General features: G+C 58.6%; 15 protein-coding genes, 1 tRNA gene and 1 pseudogene. 10 read left to right on the plus strand and 7 right to left on the minus strand.

Annotated features, from left to right (window positions below; all coding sequences use genetic code 11):
- Positions 1–38: 38 nt before the first annotated feature.
- Together ppk1 (D3870_RS08080) and D3870_RS08085 are read right to left on the minus strand one after the other, a co-directional pair.
- Positions 39–2,168, minus strand: coding sequence for a polyphosphate kinase 1 (gene ppk1 / locus D3870_RS08080; protein ID WP_119738137.1), 2,130 nt, complete (start codon positions 2,166–2,168; stop codon positions 39–41).
- Positions 2,169–2,266: 98 nt separating this feature from the next.
- A complete protein-coding gene (locus tag D3870_RS08085; RefSeq protein WP_119738139.1) occupies positions 2,267–3,115 on the minus strand; it encodes an endonuclease/exonuclease/phosphatase family protein in 849 nt (282 codons plus the stop codon).
- A 79-nt stretch (positions 3,116–3,194) separates the two neighbouring features.
- Here D3870_RS08085 and D3870_RS08090 point away from each other — a divergent pair, with 79 nt between their 5' ends.
- The 4 genes from D3870_RS08090 to D3870_RS22535 all read left to right on the plus strand — a co-directional run bounded on the left by D3870_RS08090 (position 3,195) and on the right by D3870_RS22535 (position 7,582).
- Positions 3,195–4,766, plus strand: coding sequence for a CYTH and CHAD domain-containing protein (locus D3870_RS08090; RefSeq protein ID WP_119738141.1), 1,572 nt, complete (start codon positions 3,195–3,197; stop codon positions 4,764–4,766).
- Positions 4,767–4,827: 61 nt separating this feature from the next.
- Positions 4,828–5,298: a SixA phosphatase family protein gene (locus tag D3870_RS08095; RefSeq protein ID WP_119741838.1), complete on the plus strand. Its 471-nt coding sequence runs from the start codon at positions 4,828–4,830 to the stop codon at positions 5,296–5,298.
- A 195-nt stretch (positions 5,299–5,493) separates the two neighbouring features.
- On the plus strand, positions 5,494–6,951 hold the full coding sequence (locus D3870_RS08100) for a Ppx/GppA phosphatase family protein (RefSeq protein ID WP_119741840.1): 1,458 nt from the start codon (positions 5,494–5,496) through the stop codon (positions 6,949–6,951).
- Positions 6,952–6,997: 46 nt separating this feature from the next.
- Entirely contained in the window at positions 6,998–7,582 is a 585-nt protein-coding gene (locus D3870_RS22535; protein ID WP_199710568.1) for a hypothetical protein, read from the plus strand.
- Between the two features lie 123 nt (positions 7,583–7,705).
- Here the strand turns inward: D3870_RS22535 and ppk1 (D3870_RS08110) are convergent, their stop codons facing one another.
- From ppk1 (D3870_RS08110) to D3870_RS08120, 3 genes are all read right to left on the minus strand, one after another.
- Positions 7,706–9,874: a polyphosphate kinase 1 gene (gene ppk1, locus D3870_RS08110; protein ID WP_119738143.1), complete on the minus strand. Its 2,169-nt coding sequence runs from the start codon at positions 9,872–9,874 to the stop codon at positions 7,706–7,708.
- A gap of 89 nt (positions 9,875–9,963) precedes the next feature.
- Positions 9,964–10,611, minus strand: coding sequence for a response regulator (locus D3870_RS08115; RefSeq protein WP_119738145.1), 648 nt, complete (start codon positions 10,609–10,611; stop codon positions 9,964–9,966).
- A 10-nt stretch (positions 10,612–10,621) separates the two neighbouring features.
- Positions 10,622–12,070 carry a PAS domain-containing sensor histidine kinase gene (locus D3870_RS08120; RefSeq protein WP_119738147.1) on the minus strand — a complete coding sequence of 483 codons (1,449 nt, stop codon included), beginning with the start codon at positions 12,068–12,070 and terminating at the stop codon, positions 10,622–10,624.
- Between the two features lie 340 nt (positions 12,071–12,410).
- Here D3870_RS08120 and D3870_RS08125 point away from each other — a divergent pair.
- The 6 genes and pseudogenes from D3870_RS08125 (at position 12,411) to D3870_RS08155 (ending at position 18,218) form a co-directional block, all read left to right on the plus strand.
- Positions 12,411–12,487: transfer RNA gene (locus tag D3870_RS08125), tRNA-Arg, on the plus strand.
- 314 nt (positions 12,488–12,801) lie between these two features.
- Positions 12,802–13,614: pseudogene (locus tag D3870_RS23175) on the plus strand (IS5 family transposase).
- 209 nt (positions 13,615–13,823) lie between these two features.
- Positions 13,824–14,036, plus strand: coding sequence for a helix-turn-helix transcriptional regulator (locus tag D3870_RS08135; RefSeq protein WP_119738149.1), 213 nt, complete (start codon positions 13,824–13,826; stop codon positions 14,034–14,036).
- A gap of 379 nt (positions 14,037–14,415) precedes the next feature.
- Positions 14,416–16,854, plus strand: a complete 2,439-nt coding sequence (locus tag D3870_RS08145; RefSeq protein WP_119738153.1) for a bifunctional DNA primase/polymerase — start codon at positions 14,416–14,418, stop codon at positions 16,852–16,854.
- 145 nt (positions 16,855–16,999) lie between these two features.
- A complete protein-coding gene (locus tag D3870_RS08150) occupies positions 17,000–17,410 on the plus strand; it encodes a hypothetical protein (RefSeq protein ID WP_119738155.1) in 411 nt (136 codons plus the stop codon).
- Positions 17,411–17,930: 520 nt separating this feature from the next.
- Positions 17,931–18,218, plus strand: a complete 288-nt coding sequence (locus tag D3870_RS08155) for a hypothetical protein (protein ID WP_119738156.1) — start codon at positions 17,931–17,933, stop codon at positions 18,216–18,218.
- 145 nt (positions 18,219–18,363) lie between these two features.
- Here D3870_RS08155 and D3870_RS08160 read toward each other — a convergent pair whose 3' ends face one another.
- Both D3870_RS08160 and D3870_RS08165 read right to left on the minus strand, forming a co-directional pair.
- Positions 18,364–18,993, minus strand: a complete 630-nt coding sequence (locus D3870_RS08160; protein WP_119738158.1) for an SHOCT domain-containing protein — start codon at positions 18,991–18,993, stop codon at positions 18,364–18,366.
- A gap of 158 nt (positions 18,994–19,151) precedes the next feature.
- Positions 19,152–19,550, minus strand: coding sequence for a hypothetical protein (locus D3870_RS08165; RefSeq protein ID WP_119738160.1), 399 nt, complete (start codon positions 19,548–19,550; stop codon positions 19,152–19,154).
- Positions 19,551–19,574: the final 24 nt, after the last annotated feature.

Genomic DNA, 19,574 nt, shown 5'->3' on the forward strand with positions numbered 1-19,574 from the left:
AACAGGGGGCTCACCGGCATCTCGTCGAATTTCGCTTGTCAGGAAAGCATGTCAAGCAGCGCGTTCTGGGCGGAGTACGCATGCTGATGGCCGTGTCTGCGGTGGTAATAGCCATCCGGCGTCATCTCCCAGGCGCCGATGTTGTCCTTCAAATAGGGCTTCAGCCCCTCGGCGATGATGCGCTTTTTGATCTGCGGATCGAGCACGGGAAAGCAGATTTCCACCCGGCGGAAGAAATTGCGATGCATCCAGTCGGCGCTGGAGAGGTACACATCCTTCGCCTTGTTGTTGTGAAAATAGAACACCCGCGTATGCTCCAGGAAGCGGCCGATGATGGAGCGCACCTCGATATTCTCGGACAGTCCGGGAATTCCCGGACGCAGTGCGCAGGCCCCGCGCACGATGAGCCTGATCCTGACCCCGGCCTTCGATGCCTCGTACAGCGCCTCGATGATTCTGGTTTCCAGCAGCGCATTCACCTTGGCGACGATGCGGGCTTTCCGTCCGCCCCTGGCATGTTCCGTTTCACGCCGGATCGCCTTCATCAGCGCGGGATGCAATGTGAACGGCGATTGCCACAGATGGGCCAGCTTGTCGGGGTGGCCCAGTCCGGTCAGTTGATTGAAGATGCTGGCGACATCGCTCGTCATCTTCTCGTCGCAAGTGAAGAGGCCGAAATCGGTATAGAGCCTGGCCGTCTGCGCATGGTAATTGCCGGTCCCCAGATGCGCATAGCGCCTGATGCGCCCGTTTTCGCGCCGCATCACCATGGCCATCTTGGCATGCACCTTGTAGCCGGACACGCCGTACACCACATGCGCGCCGACTTCCTCCAGCTGCGTCGCCCAGTTGATGTTGGTCTCCTCGTCGAAGCGCGCCAGCAATTCGACAATGACCGTGACCTCCTTGCCGCTGCGCGCCGCATTGATCAATGCCTGCAGCAGCGCCGAGTCGTGCCCGGCGCGATACACGGTCTGCTTGATCGCCACCACGTCGGGGTCTTGCGCCGCCTGCTCGATGAAGCGCACGACCGGGGCAAACGATTGGTACGGATGGTGCAGCAGGATGTCGCCCTCGCGAATCGCGTAGAACATGTCTTGCTGCGCGAAGAGCGCGTTCGGCAGGCCGGGGCGGAATACCGGATATTTGAGATCGGCCCGCTCCACGCTATCGGGCACCTGCAGCAGGCGCACCAGATTGACGGGGCCATTCACCGGGAACACATCCGCATCGGCGAGCGAGAATTGCTGCTGGAGGAAGGTCTTCATCGCGTCGGGGCAATTGGCGGCCACCTCGAGCCGCACCGCATCGCCAAAACTCCGGTGCGGCAATTCACCCTGCAGGATTTCGCGCAATGTCTTTTTTTCTTCCTCGTCGATGAACAGTTCGCTGTTGCGCGTCACCCGGAACTGATAGCTGCCGCGCACCTTCATGCCGGGAAACAGCTCTCCCATATGGGCATGCAGAATGGACGACAGGAAGACGAAGCCATAGTCGCAACCGGCAATCTCCGCCGGAAGAAGGATCACGCGCGGCAAGGCGCGCGGCGGCTGCACAATCGCTGCGGTCGAGCTGCGGTCGAAGGCATCGCTGCCTTCCAACTCGACCGCGAAGTTCAGGGTCTTGTTCAGCACCCGGGGGAAGGGATGCATCGGGCTCAATCCGATCGGCGTCAGCAAGGGCAAGAGTTCGCGGAAGAAGTATGCCTTGATCCACTGCGCCTGCGACCGCGTCCATGAGGGCCGCCGCAGAAAGCGGATTCCCTGCGCGGCAAGGGCGGGAGTCAGCACGTCATTGAACACGTGGTACTGATGCGCCACCAGTTCGTGTGCGCGCTTGCTGATCAGCGCATGCACCTGGCCGGCGGTCAGCCCATCGTAATCGGCGACGAATCCATCCCCGCGAATCTGCTCCAGCAGTCCGGCAATGCGGATTTCATAGAATTCATCCATGTTGCTGCTGAAGATGCACAGAAAACGAAGCCGCTCCAGCAATGGCGTGTCCGGATCCTCGGCTTGCGCAAGCACGCGCCGGTTGAATTCCAGCTGGCTCAACTCGCGATTGACAACATTCTCCTGCACAACCGGCAGATCGGCATTGCCTGCCGGCTTGAATGCACGCGCAGCATTATTCGTCAAGGAAACAGCGTTTTCAGCAAAGGGGGACATTGTTGATCACCTCCGGCGCATGGCACGCCTATCATTGTGGCGCTGACATTCTTCCTGACGATGCGCTTGACCAAACCTCAGTCGAATTCCGGGCAGCGTCATGCCAGCACGAGCAGCATGGGTTGATGATCGGAAGCATCTGTTTCGGAATCGACCACGACGTCCTTGACGCACCCGCACAGGTCTTCGCTGACCAGGATGTAATCGAAGACGAAGGGATCGCCCGGCCACTGCATCTTGTCGTACACGCCGACGGTCGGCGTACGCGGGGCCGATCCGTGCACGCGTTCCCAGGCATCGTGATAACGAGGCGTTGCTGCATCGATCGGAGCGAGCAGGCGTTTCCTTTCATCGGCATCCGGCAGGCAATTCAGATCGCCGGTCAGAATGGCCGGTCCGCCGCGCGGCGGGTTGAAGAAAGGCGCGTCCGACAGATTGCGCGGCGGATCGCTGCGCGCATGCGAGGCGGCTTCCCTGTGCAGTTCCCGCAGTCGTTCGATCTGGGCAAACCGCTGCTCGACCGAGTAGTACTCAAGGTGTGTCGTCGTGACGCGCACATATCCCGCCGGCGTGTCGAGGGTCGCTTCGACCGCGACGCGCTGCATGCTGAACACGCCGGGCTCGGCCGGCCACGGCAGCAGGTGCCGGAAGATCTGCAGCATCGGATAGCGCGACAGCATCATGTTGCCGAACGCGCGGCGCACCGGATGTCCCGGCACATCGCTGGCGATGCCTACAATGGCGTGGAAACCCGGCAGCCGCTGCGCGAGTTCGTCGAACTGGTTGCGTTCATTGTTGCCCGGCAGTTCCGGATAGCCGCTGGCAACTTCTTGCAGGCAGAAGACATCGATGTCTGCAAACCGTTTTGCATGCGCAACGACACGACCCAGATCGACGCGGCCATCGGCACCGCGTCCCCATTGGATATTCCATGTGAGCAGTTTCATGAATGAGGCAGGGTGCAGGCGTTGAAGTTTGCTCGCGTACCGTGTTTAATGACTGCTGTTTCCATTCACGGGCGTATCCATGAAAGTGCACCACGATGCAAGTCGCGATCACGTCGAAATCGAGTTGAAGCTGCTGTTCGATCCCGCCGACGAAGATGCGTTGTGCAAGCATTCTCTGCTTGAAAAATACGCGATCGAGAAACCGCACCTTCAGGAACTCGAAAGCATTTATTTCGACACGCCCGATTTCCATCTTAGGCGACAAAAAGCATCGCTGCGAGTGCGCAAGACGGGCAGCGGATGGCGGCAGACGCTCAAGGGCGGCGGCAAGGTGGAAGCCGGATTGCATCAGCACAACGAGTGGGAAAGCGACGTGAACGGTCCGGCGCTCGACCTTGCTGTACTGCGGGAAATGGCAGGGCCGGCAAGCGAGTGGGGCAAGCTGCTGGATGCGCCCGCACTGACGGAACGTCTTGCTCCCGTTTTCGCCACCCGCGTCACCAGGGCTGTCTGGAACTTGCGCCTGCCCGAGGGCGACGACATCGAATTCGCCGTGGATCGCGGCACGATCGAATGCGGGACAGTCAGCGAGCCGATCAGTGAAATCGAGCTGGAGCTGAAGTCCGGCGAACCGAGTCGTCTCTTCCGATATGCCTTGCAGCTGCTCGACACGGTTCCGCTGCGCATCGGCAACCTCAATAAAGCCGTGCGCGGTTATGCGCTCCGCGTCCCGCAAGAGCTTCCCATCGTCAAGGCTGCCGCGTTGGCGTTGTCCGGCGACATGAGCATCGAGCACGCCTTCCAGATCATCGCGGCCAATTGCAACGCGCAGATTCAAGGTAACGAGATCGGCGTGCTCCATGGGAACGACCCGGAAAGCGTGCATCAGATGCGCGTCGGCGTGCGACGTTTGCGCTCGGCATTGCGTCTTTTCGGCGGCGTCATCCAGGTACCGGCGCAGATCCGGGAAGAACTCGGCTGGCTGGCGGCAGAGCTGGGTGCGGTGCGCGACTGGGAAGTATTGGCGGATTTCACCCTGACTTCGATAGTGACCGCAAGCGACGAGGCATCCGGGATCGATAGGCTAAAGAGCACCGCAGCCGCCGTCGCGCACGACAAGCGCGAACAGGCAGCGGTCGCCTTGCGGTCGCCGCGCTATACGCGGCTCATGCTGACGCTGTCGCACTGGCTGCTCGGTGCCGGCTGGCGTGACGGCATAGATGCATCGAAGCACAAGGAGCTCGACGCGCCGGTGCAGGCGTTCGCCGGCAATATGTTGAAGCATGATCATCGCCGCTTGCGAAAGCGCGGCAGAAAACTGCGTGGCGCGGACGCAGCGAAACGTCACAGGATGCGCATTGCCGCGAAGAAATTGCGCTATGCGACTGAGTTTTTTCAATCCCTGTACCCGCCCAGGCGCGTAAAACGATATGTCAAGTCGCTCGCCCGCATGCAGGATGAACTTGGTCGCCTGAACGATGCCGCCGTCGCGCAAGGCCTGCTGCCTGAACTGAAGGAACTGCATCCGGAACTGGCGTCGGACATCGAGTTTGCGCGCGGATATCTCGCTTGCGTATCGGACAGCGAAGCGCGCTCGCTTTACGTACGCTGGAAGCGCTTCAAACTGATCAAGGCACCGTATCAGGCGTAGCCGGTGCCGGATGCCGCTGAAGAAAGGCAGCCAGCGACATGCTTGCAATGGAAACCATCACATGAACCTGATCTTGTGGCGTCATGCGGAAGCCGAACCAGGCACGCCCGATCTGGCGCGGAACCTGACTGGAAAGGGCAAGCGGCAAGCGTCGGCAATGGCTGCCTGGCTGACCCCCTTTCTGCCAAAGGGGGCGAGAATCCTGGTCAGCCCGGCGAACCGTACGCGGCAGACGGCCGATGCGCTCGGCCTGTCCTATGAATTGTGCAAGGAAGTGGCGCCTGACGCCGATGCGCAAGGGATTCTGCATGCGTGCGGGTGGCCGGGTGCGGATGAGAGCGACGATACCGTTGTCGTGGTCGGGCATCAGCCGGCGTTGGGCCAGACGGCGGCCTTGCTCATGACGCAATCCGCCGCCGAATGGAGCATGAAAAAGGGCGCGGTCTGGTGGCTGTCGAACCGGGTGAAGGAAGGCGCATTCGAAGTCATCATCAAGGCCGCGATGTCACCGGACCTGCTCCGCGTGAAATGACGCGCCGTCATATTGCTGTAACAGTGATGGTTTAGGGTGGCGGGTTTTTTCGATGCGATGTGTTTGTTGATAATGCAACGTTGCTGACGCCGTGACTGAATCCATCAGGAACATGATGGCGCAAGATATCCCTCTCGATCTGACACATCCAATAACCGAACCTCCTGAAATCGGAGCACACAAATGACCGCACCACTGTTTGCTGCCGTTGATCTGGGATCCAACAGCTTTCGCATGCACATCGGGACGCATGACGGCAGTGCGATCCAGGTGTTGAAAAGCATGCGCGACCCGATACGGCTCGGTGCCGGTCTGGACAGCGACGGCAATCTGACCGAACAGGCCATGAAAACCGCGCTGGAATCACTGGCGCGATTTCAGGAAGTGTTGAGCGCCTATCAGCTGGACGCCGTGCGCGTGGTCGCAACCAACACGTTGCGCATCGCGAAAAACAGCGCCGCATTCCTGCCTGCCGCCGAGAAGGCGATCGGCTATCCGATCGAAGTCCTGTCCGGCGAAGAAGAGGGGCGCCTGATCTATCTGGGCGTCGCAAGCACGCTGCCGGCATCGCACGAGGGCCGGCTTGTCATCGATATCGGCGGCGGCTCCACCGAGTTGATTCTTGGCCGCGGCCGGGCCATCGAGCAGGTGGAATCATTCAGCATCGGCACGGTGCCGCAAACCAGATCCTTCTTCCCTGACGGCAGGATCGACGCCGCGGCATTCGAGGCCGCCATCCTTTCGGCACGTTCCTATTTCGAAGATGGCGGCCCGCCGTTCTATGCAAGCCACTGGAGCAGGGCGTACGGCTCCTCGGGCACCATCCGCGCCATCTCGGAAGTGATCGCGAAGAATGCGATTGGCGACGGCAAGCTGAGCTATGCCAACCTCGAAACGCTCACGCAACGGCTGATTGCATGCGGTCATGTCGACAAGGTGAGCCTTGCGGGCATCAAGCCGGAACGGGTTCCAGTTCTGACCGGCGGCTTGGCGCTGCTGATGGGCCTGATGCAGGAGCTCGGCATCAAGTCCATGACCGCCGTGGAAGCCGGCTTGCGCATGGGCGTGCTGTGGGACTTGCACTTGCGGGCGACGCAGCACGACCGGCGCGAGCTTTCGGTGCGCGACTTCATGCAACGTTTTCATGTGGACATGAATCGCGCGAACCAGGTGGCGCACACTGCCGGCGTCCTGTTCACGCAGCTCAAGCCGACGACGGATGCGTACGGGAAATACGTGTACTGGAGCGGCCTGCTGCACGAGATCGGCCTGGCGGTGTCGCACACCGGCTACCACAAGCATGGCGCGTATGTCGTGCAAAACGCCGACTTGCCCGGCTTCACGGGACGCGACCAGCGCCTCGTGAGCACGCTCATTCTTGCGCAGAAAGGCAATCTGCGAAAAGTGGACGAGGCGCTGTCCGATTCGGACTTCGCCAAGTCGGTGCTGGCGCTGCGTCTTGCCGTCATGTTCATGCATTCGCGCATCCCGGTGGACCTGAGCGAGTTGCAACTCAAGATGAAGAACAAGATTGAAATCGACATCAGGCAAGACTGGATATCCGATCATCCCACCGTCTCCTACTGGATCGGCAAGGAGCGCGGATTCTGGGACGAGGTAGGGGTGAATTTCGCCGTCCGGACAGGTGAATGAAGCAGGTGCGCACGGCGCGCTTGCGTGCCATGCGATTCAGACGTGATTGAGCGCATTCCGCCACGCGATGGGATGTCCGCATTTGCGCATCGTTCGATCCGCCCGCATGACGTCATCCCGGCCGGCGAAGTCGGGGAAGTTGTGCAGCGAAAATAAATGGTTTATATTATTTATACTATTATTTTCGAGCGGAGGTCGTATGGGCAAGAGTAGTGTCAGCAAAAAACACGCTGGTCAAAAGAGTGGAAATGCTGCAGACAAGGCAGAAGTCGCGTCGGAGCAGGCGGCGGCTGGGGATGGCATTGTCGTCATGCCGGTTGCCGCGGACGGCGACGATGAGGCAGCCAATGGCAAGAAATCGGCGAAGGCCAAAAATGACGATGCCCCAACGAGCGACGCCAAAGTCAAGAAAGCGAAACTGGTGCGCGACAGTTTCACCATGCCAGAGGCGGAATACAAACTGCTTGGCGAAGTGAAACGGGACTGCCTGAAAGCGGGCATCGAAGTGAAGAAGAGCGAGCTGCTCAGAGCCGGCGTTGCGCTGATCCGGCAAATGGACATCGAACAGTTGAAGGCGGTACTGGCTGCCTTGCCGGCCCTGAAGGCGGGGCGTCCCAAGAAAGAGAAATGATTCTTCTCAAAGCGGTTTGTGCATGCAAGGAACCGCGGCCTGCCTCGCAGTGATCCCGATTTGCAAGCCAGTGCCGTTACGCAGACGGGCAGGGGGCTGCCCGAAGTCATTGCTCAACCCTGCTCAGAACCGCTTCACTTCATTTTGTTGGACGCTCCAGGAAGGACTGGCAAGGCGAACCGCGCCGTCATCCATTACGCCGACCTTGTCGGAGGCGATTGATCCAATGGACTGCGCCAGATGCTGTTGCGCACCGAAGGCGAGGGTGTTGCTTCGAGACTTGCGCTTGTGGTAGCGGCCTTCCGGGTCCAGCTCCCAGGCATTCACGTTGTCCTTGAGATAGGGACGCAATCCCTCGTCGATCACGCGTTTCTTCAAAGCCTTGTCGTGGATCGGAAACGCGACTTCGATGCGGCGAAACAGGTTGCGGTTCATCCAGTCGGCGCTGGACAGATAGACGTCATGCGCAAGATCGTTGCGGAAATAATAGATGCGCGTGTGTTCGAGAAAGCGGCCGACGATGGAGCGCACCCGAATGTTTTCGGACAGGTTTTTCGCTCCGGGGCGCAGGGCGCAAGCGCCGCGCACGATCAAGTCGATCTTGACGCCGGCTGCCGAGGCCGCATACAAGGCGCGAATCACGGATTCGTCCTGCAGCGCGTTCATTTTGGCGATGATGCGGCCCGGGCGGCCCTGCCGCGCGATGGCCGTTTCCCTGCGGATCGCCTTGATGAATTCCTTGTGCAGGGAGAACGGCGCCAGCCAGAGGTGTTGCAGCCGCTTCGGCTTGGTCAGGCTGGTCAGATGAATGAATATCTCATTGACCTCGGTCGTGATCGGCGTGCTCGCCGTCAGCAGGCCGAAGTCCGTGTAGTGCTTGGTCGTGGTCGGATGATAGTTGCCGGTGCCGAGATGCGCGTAATAGCGCAGGCTGCCTTCCTCACGGCGCAGCACCAGCGCCAGCTTGGCATGCGTCTTCAGGCCGACCACGCCGTAGACCACTTGCGCGCCCACGCTTTCAAGCCGCTCCGCCCAGTTGATGTTCGCTTCCTCGTCAAAGCGCGCCATCAACTCCACAATGACCGTCACTTCCTTGCCCCGACGCGCCGCGATGATCAGCGATTCCATCAGGTCGGAATTCATGCCCGTTCGATAGATGGTTTGCTTGATCGCAACGACATTCGGATCATGCGCTGCGGCCCGGACAAAATTGACGACCGATTGAAACGACTCGAACGGATGGTGCAGCAATACATCCTGTCTCTTGATATGCGCAAAAATGTCGTCGGCCGCAAGCGCCTGCGGTATGCGAGGCGTGAATGCAGGAAAGTGCAGCGGTACCTGTTTCACATGGCCGATCAGCTCCAGCAGGCGCACCATGTTCACCGGGCCGTCCACCGCGTAAAGATGGTGCTTGTCGACCGAAAATTGATCCAGCAAAAAATCGGCAAGATGGGCAGGGCAGTTGCGCGCGACTTCCAGCCGCACGGCAGCGCCGAAATGGCGGCTGTGGAGTTCGCTTTGCAGAGCCTGCCGCAGATTCTTGACTTCTTCTTCGTCCAGCCAAAGATCGCTGTTTCTGGTGACGCGGAACTGTGAATAGGCCACGACTTCCCGGTCCGGGAAAAGGTCGGCGATATGCGCGTGAATCACCGAGGACAGCAGACAGAAAGACGTGGTGTTGTCTGAAATGTCCGCCGGCAACTGGATCACCCGCGGTAAAACGCGCGGCGCTTTCATGATTGCAATGCCGGTACCGCGACCGAAAGCGTCCTTGCCGGACAGTTCGATGATGAAATTCAGGCTCTTGTTGACCACTTGTGGAAACGGATGGGCCGGGTCGAGCCCGATGGGCGTCAGAATCGGTCGCACCTCGCGTTCGAAGTAGTTCTTGACCCATGCGCGCTGCGCCGCGTTGCGCGCTTCATGCCGCAGGAGATGAATGCCGTTCTCGGCCAGACTCGGCAGGATTTCCTGATTCAGCACGGCATACTGGCGCTCCACCATGTCATGGCATTCGGCGCTCATGCGTTCGATTGCCTGCATGTTCGGCGGTGTTCCGTCGATGCGATGCTGCGCCAGCAGACTGGCGATGCGGATTTCGAAAAATTCGTCGAGATTGCTGCTGACGATGCACAGGAAACGCAGCCGCTCCAGCAGCGGAATGGCACGGTCCTCCGCCTGCGCCAGCACGCGGCGGTTGAATGCGAGTTGCGACAACTCGCGATTGAGAAATAGGTCAGCGCGGGATGGATTCGCCCCGGCCTTGTTTCCAGAGTCCACAAGCTTCATCTTTTCGCATGCAACGACGGGCAAAGTTGCAAAGCATAACGATGCTTGATGACACCTTCATGACAGGGGCGCGCCGCGTGACGCTTCCGTCATTCGACCAGTTGGTTCTTGATTGCGTAATGCGTCAACTCCGCATTGTGGCGAAGTTTCATCTTCTGCAGGAGCCGCGAGCGATACATGCTGATTGTCTTCACCGACAGCGACAGCTCGTACGCGATGTCGCCGACCGTCTTGCCGGAGGCGATCATGATGAGCGTTTGGTATTCCCGGTCCGACAGGGTTTCATGCGGCGGCACGTTGCGGTCGTCGCCGAGCTGGTTGGCCAGTTCCTGCGCCAGCGCGGAACTGATGTACTTGCGCCCCGACGCCACTTGGCGGATCGCATCGACGAGCTGATCCGGCGCGCTCTGTTTGTTCAGATAACCGGCGGCACCGGCCTTGAGCGAACGGATCGCGTACTGGTCTTCGCGGTGCATCGACAGCATCAACACGGCTAGCCGTGGGGACTCCTTCTTGATCTGCTTCAACACCTCGATCCCGCTGCGGTCGGGCATCGAGATATCGAGCAGGAGAACATCGCAGTCGCTGTTGCGCACCAGCTTGATCGCATCCGAGCCATTGTCTGCATGGCCCGCAACCACGATATCCCTGGTATCGGCAAGAATCTGCTTCAGCCCTTCACGCACGATGGCATGGTCGTCGGCGATCAGGATTTGAATTTTTTCTTTTGCGTTCATGGCACTGCTTTCAAAATTTCACCGCGGACGCCGCCAGCGGAATCCGCAGCGCCACCACGCTGCCGCCGCCGGGCACATTGCTGACCGTCAGATTGCCGCCGAGCGCATTTGCCCGCTCGACCATGCCGCGAATGCCGAAGGATTTCGGCTTGAGGCGGTCGGTCGTGGCAATGCCCTTGCCGTTGTCGACAATCTCCAGACGCACGTGCCGGTTGGTCCGCACCAGGCGCACAATCACCTTGGTGGCGCCGGCGTGCTTGCCGATGTTGGTCAGGGATTCCTGAAATATGCGGAAGAGGGCGGTGGCCTGGTCCGGATGCAGGTCGATCTCCTTCTTGTTCGACGAAACGACACACGGTATTCCGACGTGCTTTTCGAATTCCCTGGCTTGCCACTCGATGGCGGCCATGATGCCGAAATCGAGAATGCTCGGCCGCAGATCGACCGAAATGCGGTGGATCGCCTCGATCGTGCGATCCACCAGCGCATCCACATAGCCGGCTTTTTCCACGAGCGCGCCTTCCTCCTGCGGCAGGCGCCGCGTCAAGAGCGCCAGCGCCATCTTGATCGCGGTCAGATTGCCGCCAAGGTCGTCATGGATTTCGCGCGCGACGCGCATGCGCTCCTTTTCCTTCGCCGTTTCGACGTGCGCCGACAGCTCCGCCAGTTGCGCGCGGGAGCGTTTGAGTTCTGCTTCTTCCCGCTTGCTGTCGGTGATGTTGGTCATGATGCCTTCCCACCGCACGCCTTCCCACAGCACCGCGCGCGGCGTGGAGCGCAGATTGATCCACTTGATGTCTTTCCACTTCTCGATCCAGATGCGTCCCTCCCAGTTCCATGCCTTCAGGGTATCGGCGGAGGCGATCATGGATTCGAGGTAGGACTGGCGGTCCTCGGGCAGGATCAGATTGAGAAAAAGCGACGAATCGGCGCGCAGCCTTGCCGCCGGAACGCCGAGCAAGGCCTGGCAGCCTTCGCTGAGATAGGGGAAGGAAACGCTGCCGTCGACTTTCAGCATGAACTGGTAGACAAGCCCCGGCATGTTGGACACGATCGCGCGCAAGCGCGCTTCGCTCACATGCAGCGCCTTGGCTGATTCGTGGCGCGCGCTGATGTCGTTGCCGATGGCAATGAAAGCCGGCGTCGTTTTCGACGGACAGTAAAACAGCCGGAACTCGATCGGATAGGTGCTGCCGTCCTTGCGTACGTGGGTGGCGTTCAGGAATGCCTTGGGACAGCGGCCGTCGCGCATTGACTGGAGAATATCCTGCAATGCTTCGGCGTCAGGATTCCGCGCGATGCACAACGGAGTCATCTCCGTCAGTTCGCGTGCGTTGTACTGCAGATTCTTGCGCGCCGCCTGGTTGGCGTGCATGAAGCGCAACGTGTTGCATTCAATGACATATATCTCGCTGAATGAACCCTGCATCACAATGGGTAGCCATTCCGCTTGCATCATGTTGTTCCGTCTTCCTCTTCGTTCTGTATTTCTATTTTTTGCGTACGTTGGCTGATTGGAACAATTCTGCCGTCATGCCAGTGCGATACCTCGCCCGGGAAGAAGCATCGCCGGAGAAAGTAGCCATGGAGAAACTACTGTGGCGACTTTATCACAAGCCTTTTTGGAAAAGAATCGGCGCGCAACAAGTCCGCGAATCTGATCGTGCTTGTTGGATGGAAGAAACAACGTCGAATTGATGTTGCGCCAAAGCGATTTTTGCGTTCATGAAAGAGGGGAAAGATAAACTGGAAATCCCTCTTCCAAAATTTGTTGAGCCCGTGCTATACTTTTGTTCTTCGCGGCTGTAGCTCAGCTGGATAGAGTACTTGGCTACGAACCAAGGGGTCGTGGGTTCGATTCCTGCCAGCCGCACCAGTAAAATCAAGGGGTTAGATCGCAAGGTCTAACCCCTTTCTGGTTTACGGGTCAATCCGTGACACTTTCCGTGACACTTTTGAATCTGTTTGTTATCGCATACTCCGTCGATAAAAATCCCGCCCTATAAATCCTGCGGATTGCGATGACCTTCAGCGCGGCATTCCATGCCTATCCGTCTGTCACTTATCAATCGCGCCCATTTTTTACTTTCTAGTTGGTGCTTAATTCCTCATTAAGGCAACGCTGAACAAGTAAACGAGATTGGCTGTCGAGCGTTATGGATGCATTGACGACCGATCTGACGAACGACGATGAAACTGCGGGCCCTGGTAATGGCGCAAGACCAAGGCTTCGATCAATGCCGCAAGCCGACGCGGCGCGACCAGTTCCTGGAAACAATGGACCGAATCGTGCCGTGGACGGCGCTGTGCGCAGTGGTCGAGCCGCATTATCCGAATGCGGGCAACGGGCCGGCCGCCAATCGGTCTGGAACGCATGCTGCGCATTCACTTTCTGCTGCACTGGTTCAACTTGGCCGGATCCTGCAAGACAGCGGCATGACGCTCAAGACGGGAACGATCGTCGATGCGACGATCATCGCTGCGCCGAGTTCGACGAAGAATGCCGACAAGGAGCGCGATCCGGAGATGCATCAGACCAGGAAAGGCCAGCAGTGGTACTTCGGTATGAAGCTGCATATCGGGGTGGATAGTCAAAGCGGCCTGGCACACAGTGCGGTGGTGACGGCGGCGAACGTGCACGACAAGCACCCGCTGCGCAGTTGCTGCATGGACGGGAGAAGCGTGTGTATGGCGACAATGCCTATGCGCGCCAGAAGGTGCTGATCCAGAGCCGTGCGCCGCAGGCGAGGGACTTCACCAACGAGCGGGCAAGGAAGCGCAAGGATGGCGAGGTGGACGAAGCCAAACGCGCGAAGAACCGGACCAAGTCGAAGGTGCGGGCGAAAGTCGAGCATATGTTCGCAGTGGTCAAGCAGCTGTGGGGGCTTTGCGAAGGTGCGCTACCGCGGCTTGGCCAAGAATGCGTGCCGCGCCTTCACGGCGCTGGCGTTGGCGAATATTTACCTGGCGCGCCGTCGGTTGATGGCACAGGTGCGCCCGTAACGGGCGAAAGCGGGCGGAAACGCCCGCCAACGAGCCCGCAAGGGCAATAGAAAACTAGCTGAACATGCCATTTGATGCATTCGGGGCGATCAAGTTGATCCGAGTTCAAAAAACGGTGGCTTGTTCAGCGTAGCCTTGAGTCGAATTGCTCCGATAGTCCCAAAATTACTCCATCCGATTCAGAAGATTTCATAAGGAGGAGCAAAACCATGCCAGCAGCAAAATTTCTTCGCCTACCTATGGTCTCAACACGGACAGGATTATCGCGTTCTGCAATTTATCGTGGCGTGATTGCAAAGACATTCCCAACGCCAAAGATGCTAGGCAAACGATCGATTGGATGGCTTGAAACCGACATTGATGCGTGGATTCAATCAAGGCCGGAGGTGTCCGGTGTTAATATGGAAGAGACTCAGCTTTAAGTGCGCTCAGAACCAGATCGACCGAACGCCCCAACTCCCCAGCGCCCGAACGCCCGAACGCCCCAGCGCCCGAACGCCCGAACGCCCGAACGCCCGAACGCCCGAACGCCCGAACGCCCGAACGCCCGAACGCCCGAACGCCCGAACGCCCGAACGCCCGAACGCCCGAACGCCCGAACGCCCGAACGCCCCAACGCCCCAACGCCCCAACGCCCCAGCGACCGAACGACCGAACGCATTCCCTCCAAGGTAAGGAATGGAACAGGCCAAATCGGCGCGGCTCGTTTTGCGGAAAAGGCAGGCCAAATAGCTTGCTGCTTTCACCTACCAACCATTAATTCGACTTTGCGCCGCTTGCTTATCTATCAAGGATAATAAAGTGAAAGCTAGTGATGCACTCGTAACAAATCCCAGCTCCCCCTTTGCACGCAACGCGCAACGCTACATCGACAACGGCCTGCCGGTGATCCCGATTGCGCCCGGCACCAAGCGCCCCGGCGAATATGCCGGCGGCAAGTGGCGCGGCATGAGCGAGTGGCAGAAATACAGCACGCACCTGCCGACCGAGCTGGAACTTGACTTCTGGCACGCCTGGCCGGACGCCGGCATGGGCCTGCTGACCGGCGCACTGGCGGGGGTGGTGGCGATCGACATCGACACCGAGGACAAGGCGATCCTGGCGAAGATTCATGCCATCCTGCCGCCGTCGCCGGTGCGCAAGATGGGCCGGAAGGGCTATACCGCGTTCTATCGTTTTCGCGGCGAGGTCAACAAGTCGTGGCGCGTCAACAGCCAGCCGGTGATGGACCTGCTGGCCGAGGGGCGGCAGACCCTGATGCCGGGCACGCTGCACCCGGACGGCATGACCTACGTCTGGCTGACCGAGGACACGCTCGACAATTTCGAGCTGGACCGCCTGCCGCAGCTGCCGGGCAACTTCATCGAGCTGATGAACCGGCTGGTCGAACCGCTGATGACGACGGATGACAAGAAGTATCTGCGCAATGCCGTCATGCCGGCCGACCCGGCCGGGGAAATCCAGACCGGCAACGGCTTTGTCGCCGCCTTCTTCCGCAGGATCAATACCGAAGCCCTGAATCGACTCGACGAATGGGTGCCCAGGTTCATCCCCGGAGCCAAGCCCAATGCGATCGGCTATCGCTGCCGCGCCTTTTGGCGCAACGCGCAGAACATGAATGTCGGCATCGCCCGCTCCGGCATCCGCGACTTCGGCGGGGAATACGGCATGACCGCGATCGACCTGGTGATGCATGCGCAGAACGTGACGTTCGCGCAGGCGGTGGAAGCCTTGCGCCTGGCCCTGAACATCCCGACCGGCGACGAGTTGACGATGACCGTCAATGGCAAGGCCATGACGCCCGACCCCGATCCCGCGCCCGCGCAGGTGGTGGCAAGACCCAGGGCGGACCGGGATCCGTTGCTGGTGGAGCGCGAACGGCAGCTGGCGAAGGTGGAGCAGCAGGAGGCCGCCGTCGAGGACGCCAAGGGGCCGCCCGACTTCATCCTGCAACCGCCCGGCATGCTGGGCCGCATTGTCGGCTGGATGGCGCAGACCGCGCCGAAGTACCAGCCGGAACTGTTCGTCGCGGCGGCCATTGCGGTGGGGGCAGCGGCGATGGGGCGGCTGTATCGTTCCGATCACGGAAATTTCACAAGTTTGTTTATCGTGATGGTGGCGTTATCCGGTGAAGGCAAGGAACATCCGCAACAATGCGTAACAAGGCTGCTGTCGGCGGCCGGATTGGATAAGGTAATTGCTGGTGCCGGATATACATCCTCAAGTGCGGTAATAAGTGCGCTGATGCGTACGCCGTCACATGTCGCCATTATTGATGAGGTTGGAAAGCTGCTCAAATTTTCCCGCGCGCTCGGGCAGAGCAATAGCGAAGCTGCCATTGACAAGCTGGTGGAGGTGTTCGGCAAGTGTGATGGAGTCATGAAGCCGCAAAACTATTCCATGACGGGGTTGACTCCGCAACAAGCCGCTAACCTGTCAGATCGTGTTGTGCATAACCCGGTAGTTTCGCTGCTGGGAGCTACAACCCCAGCAACCTTTTACCAGGCGCTGACCGACGATCTTGTTCGGGAGGGTTTTCTTGGTCGGGTCATTACTGTGCAGTCGAAGATGCCACGGCAAATGGCACGCATGGTCAAGGCAGCTCCTCCACCGGAGGATGCGGTGGTATGGTGCAAGTCGCTAGTAAGTGATGCGGCGGAGCACGGCGACTTGGTCACGCAAATGAATCCACTGATGCCAGCCACGCCGGTAACAATGGCTTTTACCCCGGAATCTGTGGCGTTGCTGGAAGCATTCGAAAAAGAATTGACCTTCCATTTGAAGCCGCGGTATGAGTCCACTGGATTAGACAATTTGCTAGTGCGCACCCGCGAAAAGGCAATGCGGTTGTCGATGATTGTCGCGAAGGCTATGAATGCGCCAAAGGACAATCAGATTCGTGCGGAAGCGGCGGACTGGGCGATTAAGTATGTGCGGCATTACGACTTGCAGGTGATTGAATCTGTACAGGTAGAACGCTCAGAAACGATCATTGAAGCGCAAATCAAGAAGTTGGTTGGGTTCATTGGTCGCGCGCGCAATCTTGAAGATAAGGAAAGTGATAGGCGTGTGCTGCAAAAGGGAGGCATGCCCCGTTCCAAGCTGATGCGGGCGATGAAAATGGACAAGCGCACGTTCGATAACGTCGTCGACACGGCGATCGAGCAAGGATTAATCTCCAAGACCGAAGGTATTCCGGCATTGGACTATGCAGGAGTGGTGTATTGGCTGCGGGCGTGAACTCCAATGCCGCTCTGGAGTATGGGGCGGCCCTTCCGCACGCCCCACCGTTCTCCATCGAAGGTGTGCATGGACATGGGGCTAATTTCCTATCAATCGGACGATTCCTGCGCCGGCATCATCCAATCCGTGAAGAGGGGTTTAAATGCAAAACGAAATCGATTCTGTTTTTTGGCTGCCGCCAGGCGACGCGGTAATCACCCGCCTGGGTATTGTTGAAGTAACGCCGGGAGAAATCCTGACACCGAACGACCATGAGGAAAAGCTGGGTTATCGGATGCAGATCTTGGTGGACAACGCGAAGATGAGTTTGAGGAGTCTCGATAGTTTGTTCTACAAGAAATTGACGGAACGTGGGATCGATGTGGCATATCGCGCATTGGAATGCGCAGGAGTGGACCTGGTTGCGGATCTGGCGAGTCGCCTTCGTGCTGCCGGCGCCCTCATTTCCGAGCCAGTGCAGATTCCGATGGAATCGCGGCCGGGTGTGCAAGCATGGCACGACGAAACGACACTCGTAGCATGGATTCAAAGGGCATCGATGTGGTTGCGGTAGTCAGGCTGTTGGCAGGGGCATGCGCGCCGGCGGCGATAATGTAGATGGCGTGATGGTTCACATGTGCGTGTTCTGTTCTTTGGCATGGCGGCGGCAACTTACAACTTGCCGTCGTCGCTTTGAATCCGTGTCCGCGCACAATCCTTCGCGCCTTCGCACTCTCTCCCTTTAAGTCCCACGCCAAGTTAGAAAACGGCGGGAGTAACAGGGTGTGCGAAGGTGCGAAGGAAAGTGAAAAACAAATGAAATAATCAATATGAGTAATAGCGCAAGTTAGAAGCAACGTGCCATTCAGGATCGTTAGATCGAATATTTATTGTGTGTGCCTTCGCAACCAATATGCGAACGACGGATAAAGAAGCGAATGCGCGTAAATGCGAATTATTCACGTTTTAAGAGGGAAGTCACGATATCCGCCCCACAACCATTATCGTACGCGCGCGGCGTTCGGTCGGTATAGCGTCGAATAGCTGCGCCGAGCGCAGCATGATGCAACGACAAAGCTGATTGTCATACATTCATGGCTGCTACTCGCCTTCGCCAGACCTATCGACAAGGTATCGTGAATTATCTGAACAGCACGGATAGATACAGCTCGGCGCGCGACATTGCCACGGCCCTCGATATTCCGTACAAAGCCACCATTGATGCCCTCAACATGTTGCGTAGCATGGGGCGTGTGGCGCGGATTGGACGCAAGTACTCGGCCACCTGGGGATCGGTTCGGCTGGCGCATCAGGAACAGGGAGCGAACGGCTGGCCAATGCTGGCGGCTGCGTGGTTTGGTCCGACGGTGCGGTTTCGATGACGGGGGGAGGGCAGAAACGGGGGAGTAGGGGCCCCGTACCTCTTTCATATTCGGGCCGTCAAAATTTTTTCGCGGCAGTCCGGCGCTTTCACTTTTCTTGCCGGAACAATAGTGGTCGAATTTTCGACGTGCCCTTTTTCTACTGTTACAGTCGATCCAACAAGTCCTTTTTTTTTCGCTCGAACTCATCATCGGTTATAACGCCGCGGTCGCGCATCACCTTCAATCGTTCGATCTTCCCAAACGCATCTTCCTTGGCTGCTGTTGTACTTGCAGGGTAAGAGTTGCTTGCTCCTATCTGTCCCTGTTTCCACGCTATCCCGCTGTAAGCGACGGTTGCCACTTCAAAGACTGCAATTCCTTTGCCTGTGGCCTTGGCCGCTGTCGCAACTCGATCAAATAATTCAGCGTTCTTTGCCGCCCCTTGAACGATCGACGAGCCACGGCCTGAAACGTCAAAATAATAGCCATTAACGGGGCGGCCATTGGCATCCTTCCCGGCCGCCGGGATGACCATTACTTGTTGTGTGTACGTGTCCAGCAAAAATCGGAACAACGCGCTATACCCTTTAACAGGACCGTCGATATCCGTTATCTCGTATCCGGGCAGAGTATTTGCCAATGAGGAAAAAGCAATTTGAAACGCTTGTTCTTCCGGGATGGCATAAATCATCTGGCCCGTGCTGCCTTCGGTCTTCAGCGTTGAATAGTGGCTCCCGCAGGCTGGCAAAACAGCCGCGAGAATCGCGGTAAAGAAGAGTCTTCGTATGAGCATACATGTCCCATTTTGTGTTGGATTGATGGCACAACCGGCAGGTGCAGGTCTTTCAATTTGAATTGCGAAGATTGACTGATCGTTTGGGGAAAATTGTTTTGTGTCTAATGGTTGGAGCGCCTGGAATCCAAACAGGTCTATCTGCTTGCGTTCGACCCTTACAGCGGCGGCATCGACGCCCGGTTCAGCCAGCTTTCCAGCGTCATTTCCTCGAACAGTTCCCGCAGGTCCGGGTCGTCCTCCAGCGGCACCGTCACCCCTTCCAGGGTCAGCGCGCCGTCCGCCCGCAGCTTGCCCGCGATCCCCGCCACGATGTCCATCCCCGCCGACTCCAGGCTGCTGATGCTGACCGTCCAGCCCTCCGCGATCAGGGTGTCCCGCACCATCTGTTCCAGTCCGCGTTTCGTCACCTGCTCCTGTTCGATCAGTTCCTGGAGCCGCCACCCCACCAGTGCCTCGTGGTCCCACAGCGTCACTTCCCGTCCCGGCTTCACTTCCACCAGTCCCAGCCTCGTCACGCTCGGATTGCCCTCCGGCATCCACAGAATGGTTGTCATGTCATTTTCAGTTGGTTAAAAAGC

Source organism: Noviherbaspirillum cavernae (assembly GCF_003590875.1).
Classification (GTDB): Bacteria; Pseudomonadota; Gammaproteobacteria; order Burkholderiales; family Burkholderiaceae_D; genus Noviherbaspirillum; species Noviherbaspirillum cavernae.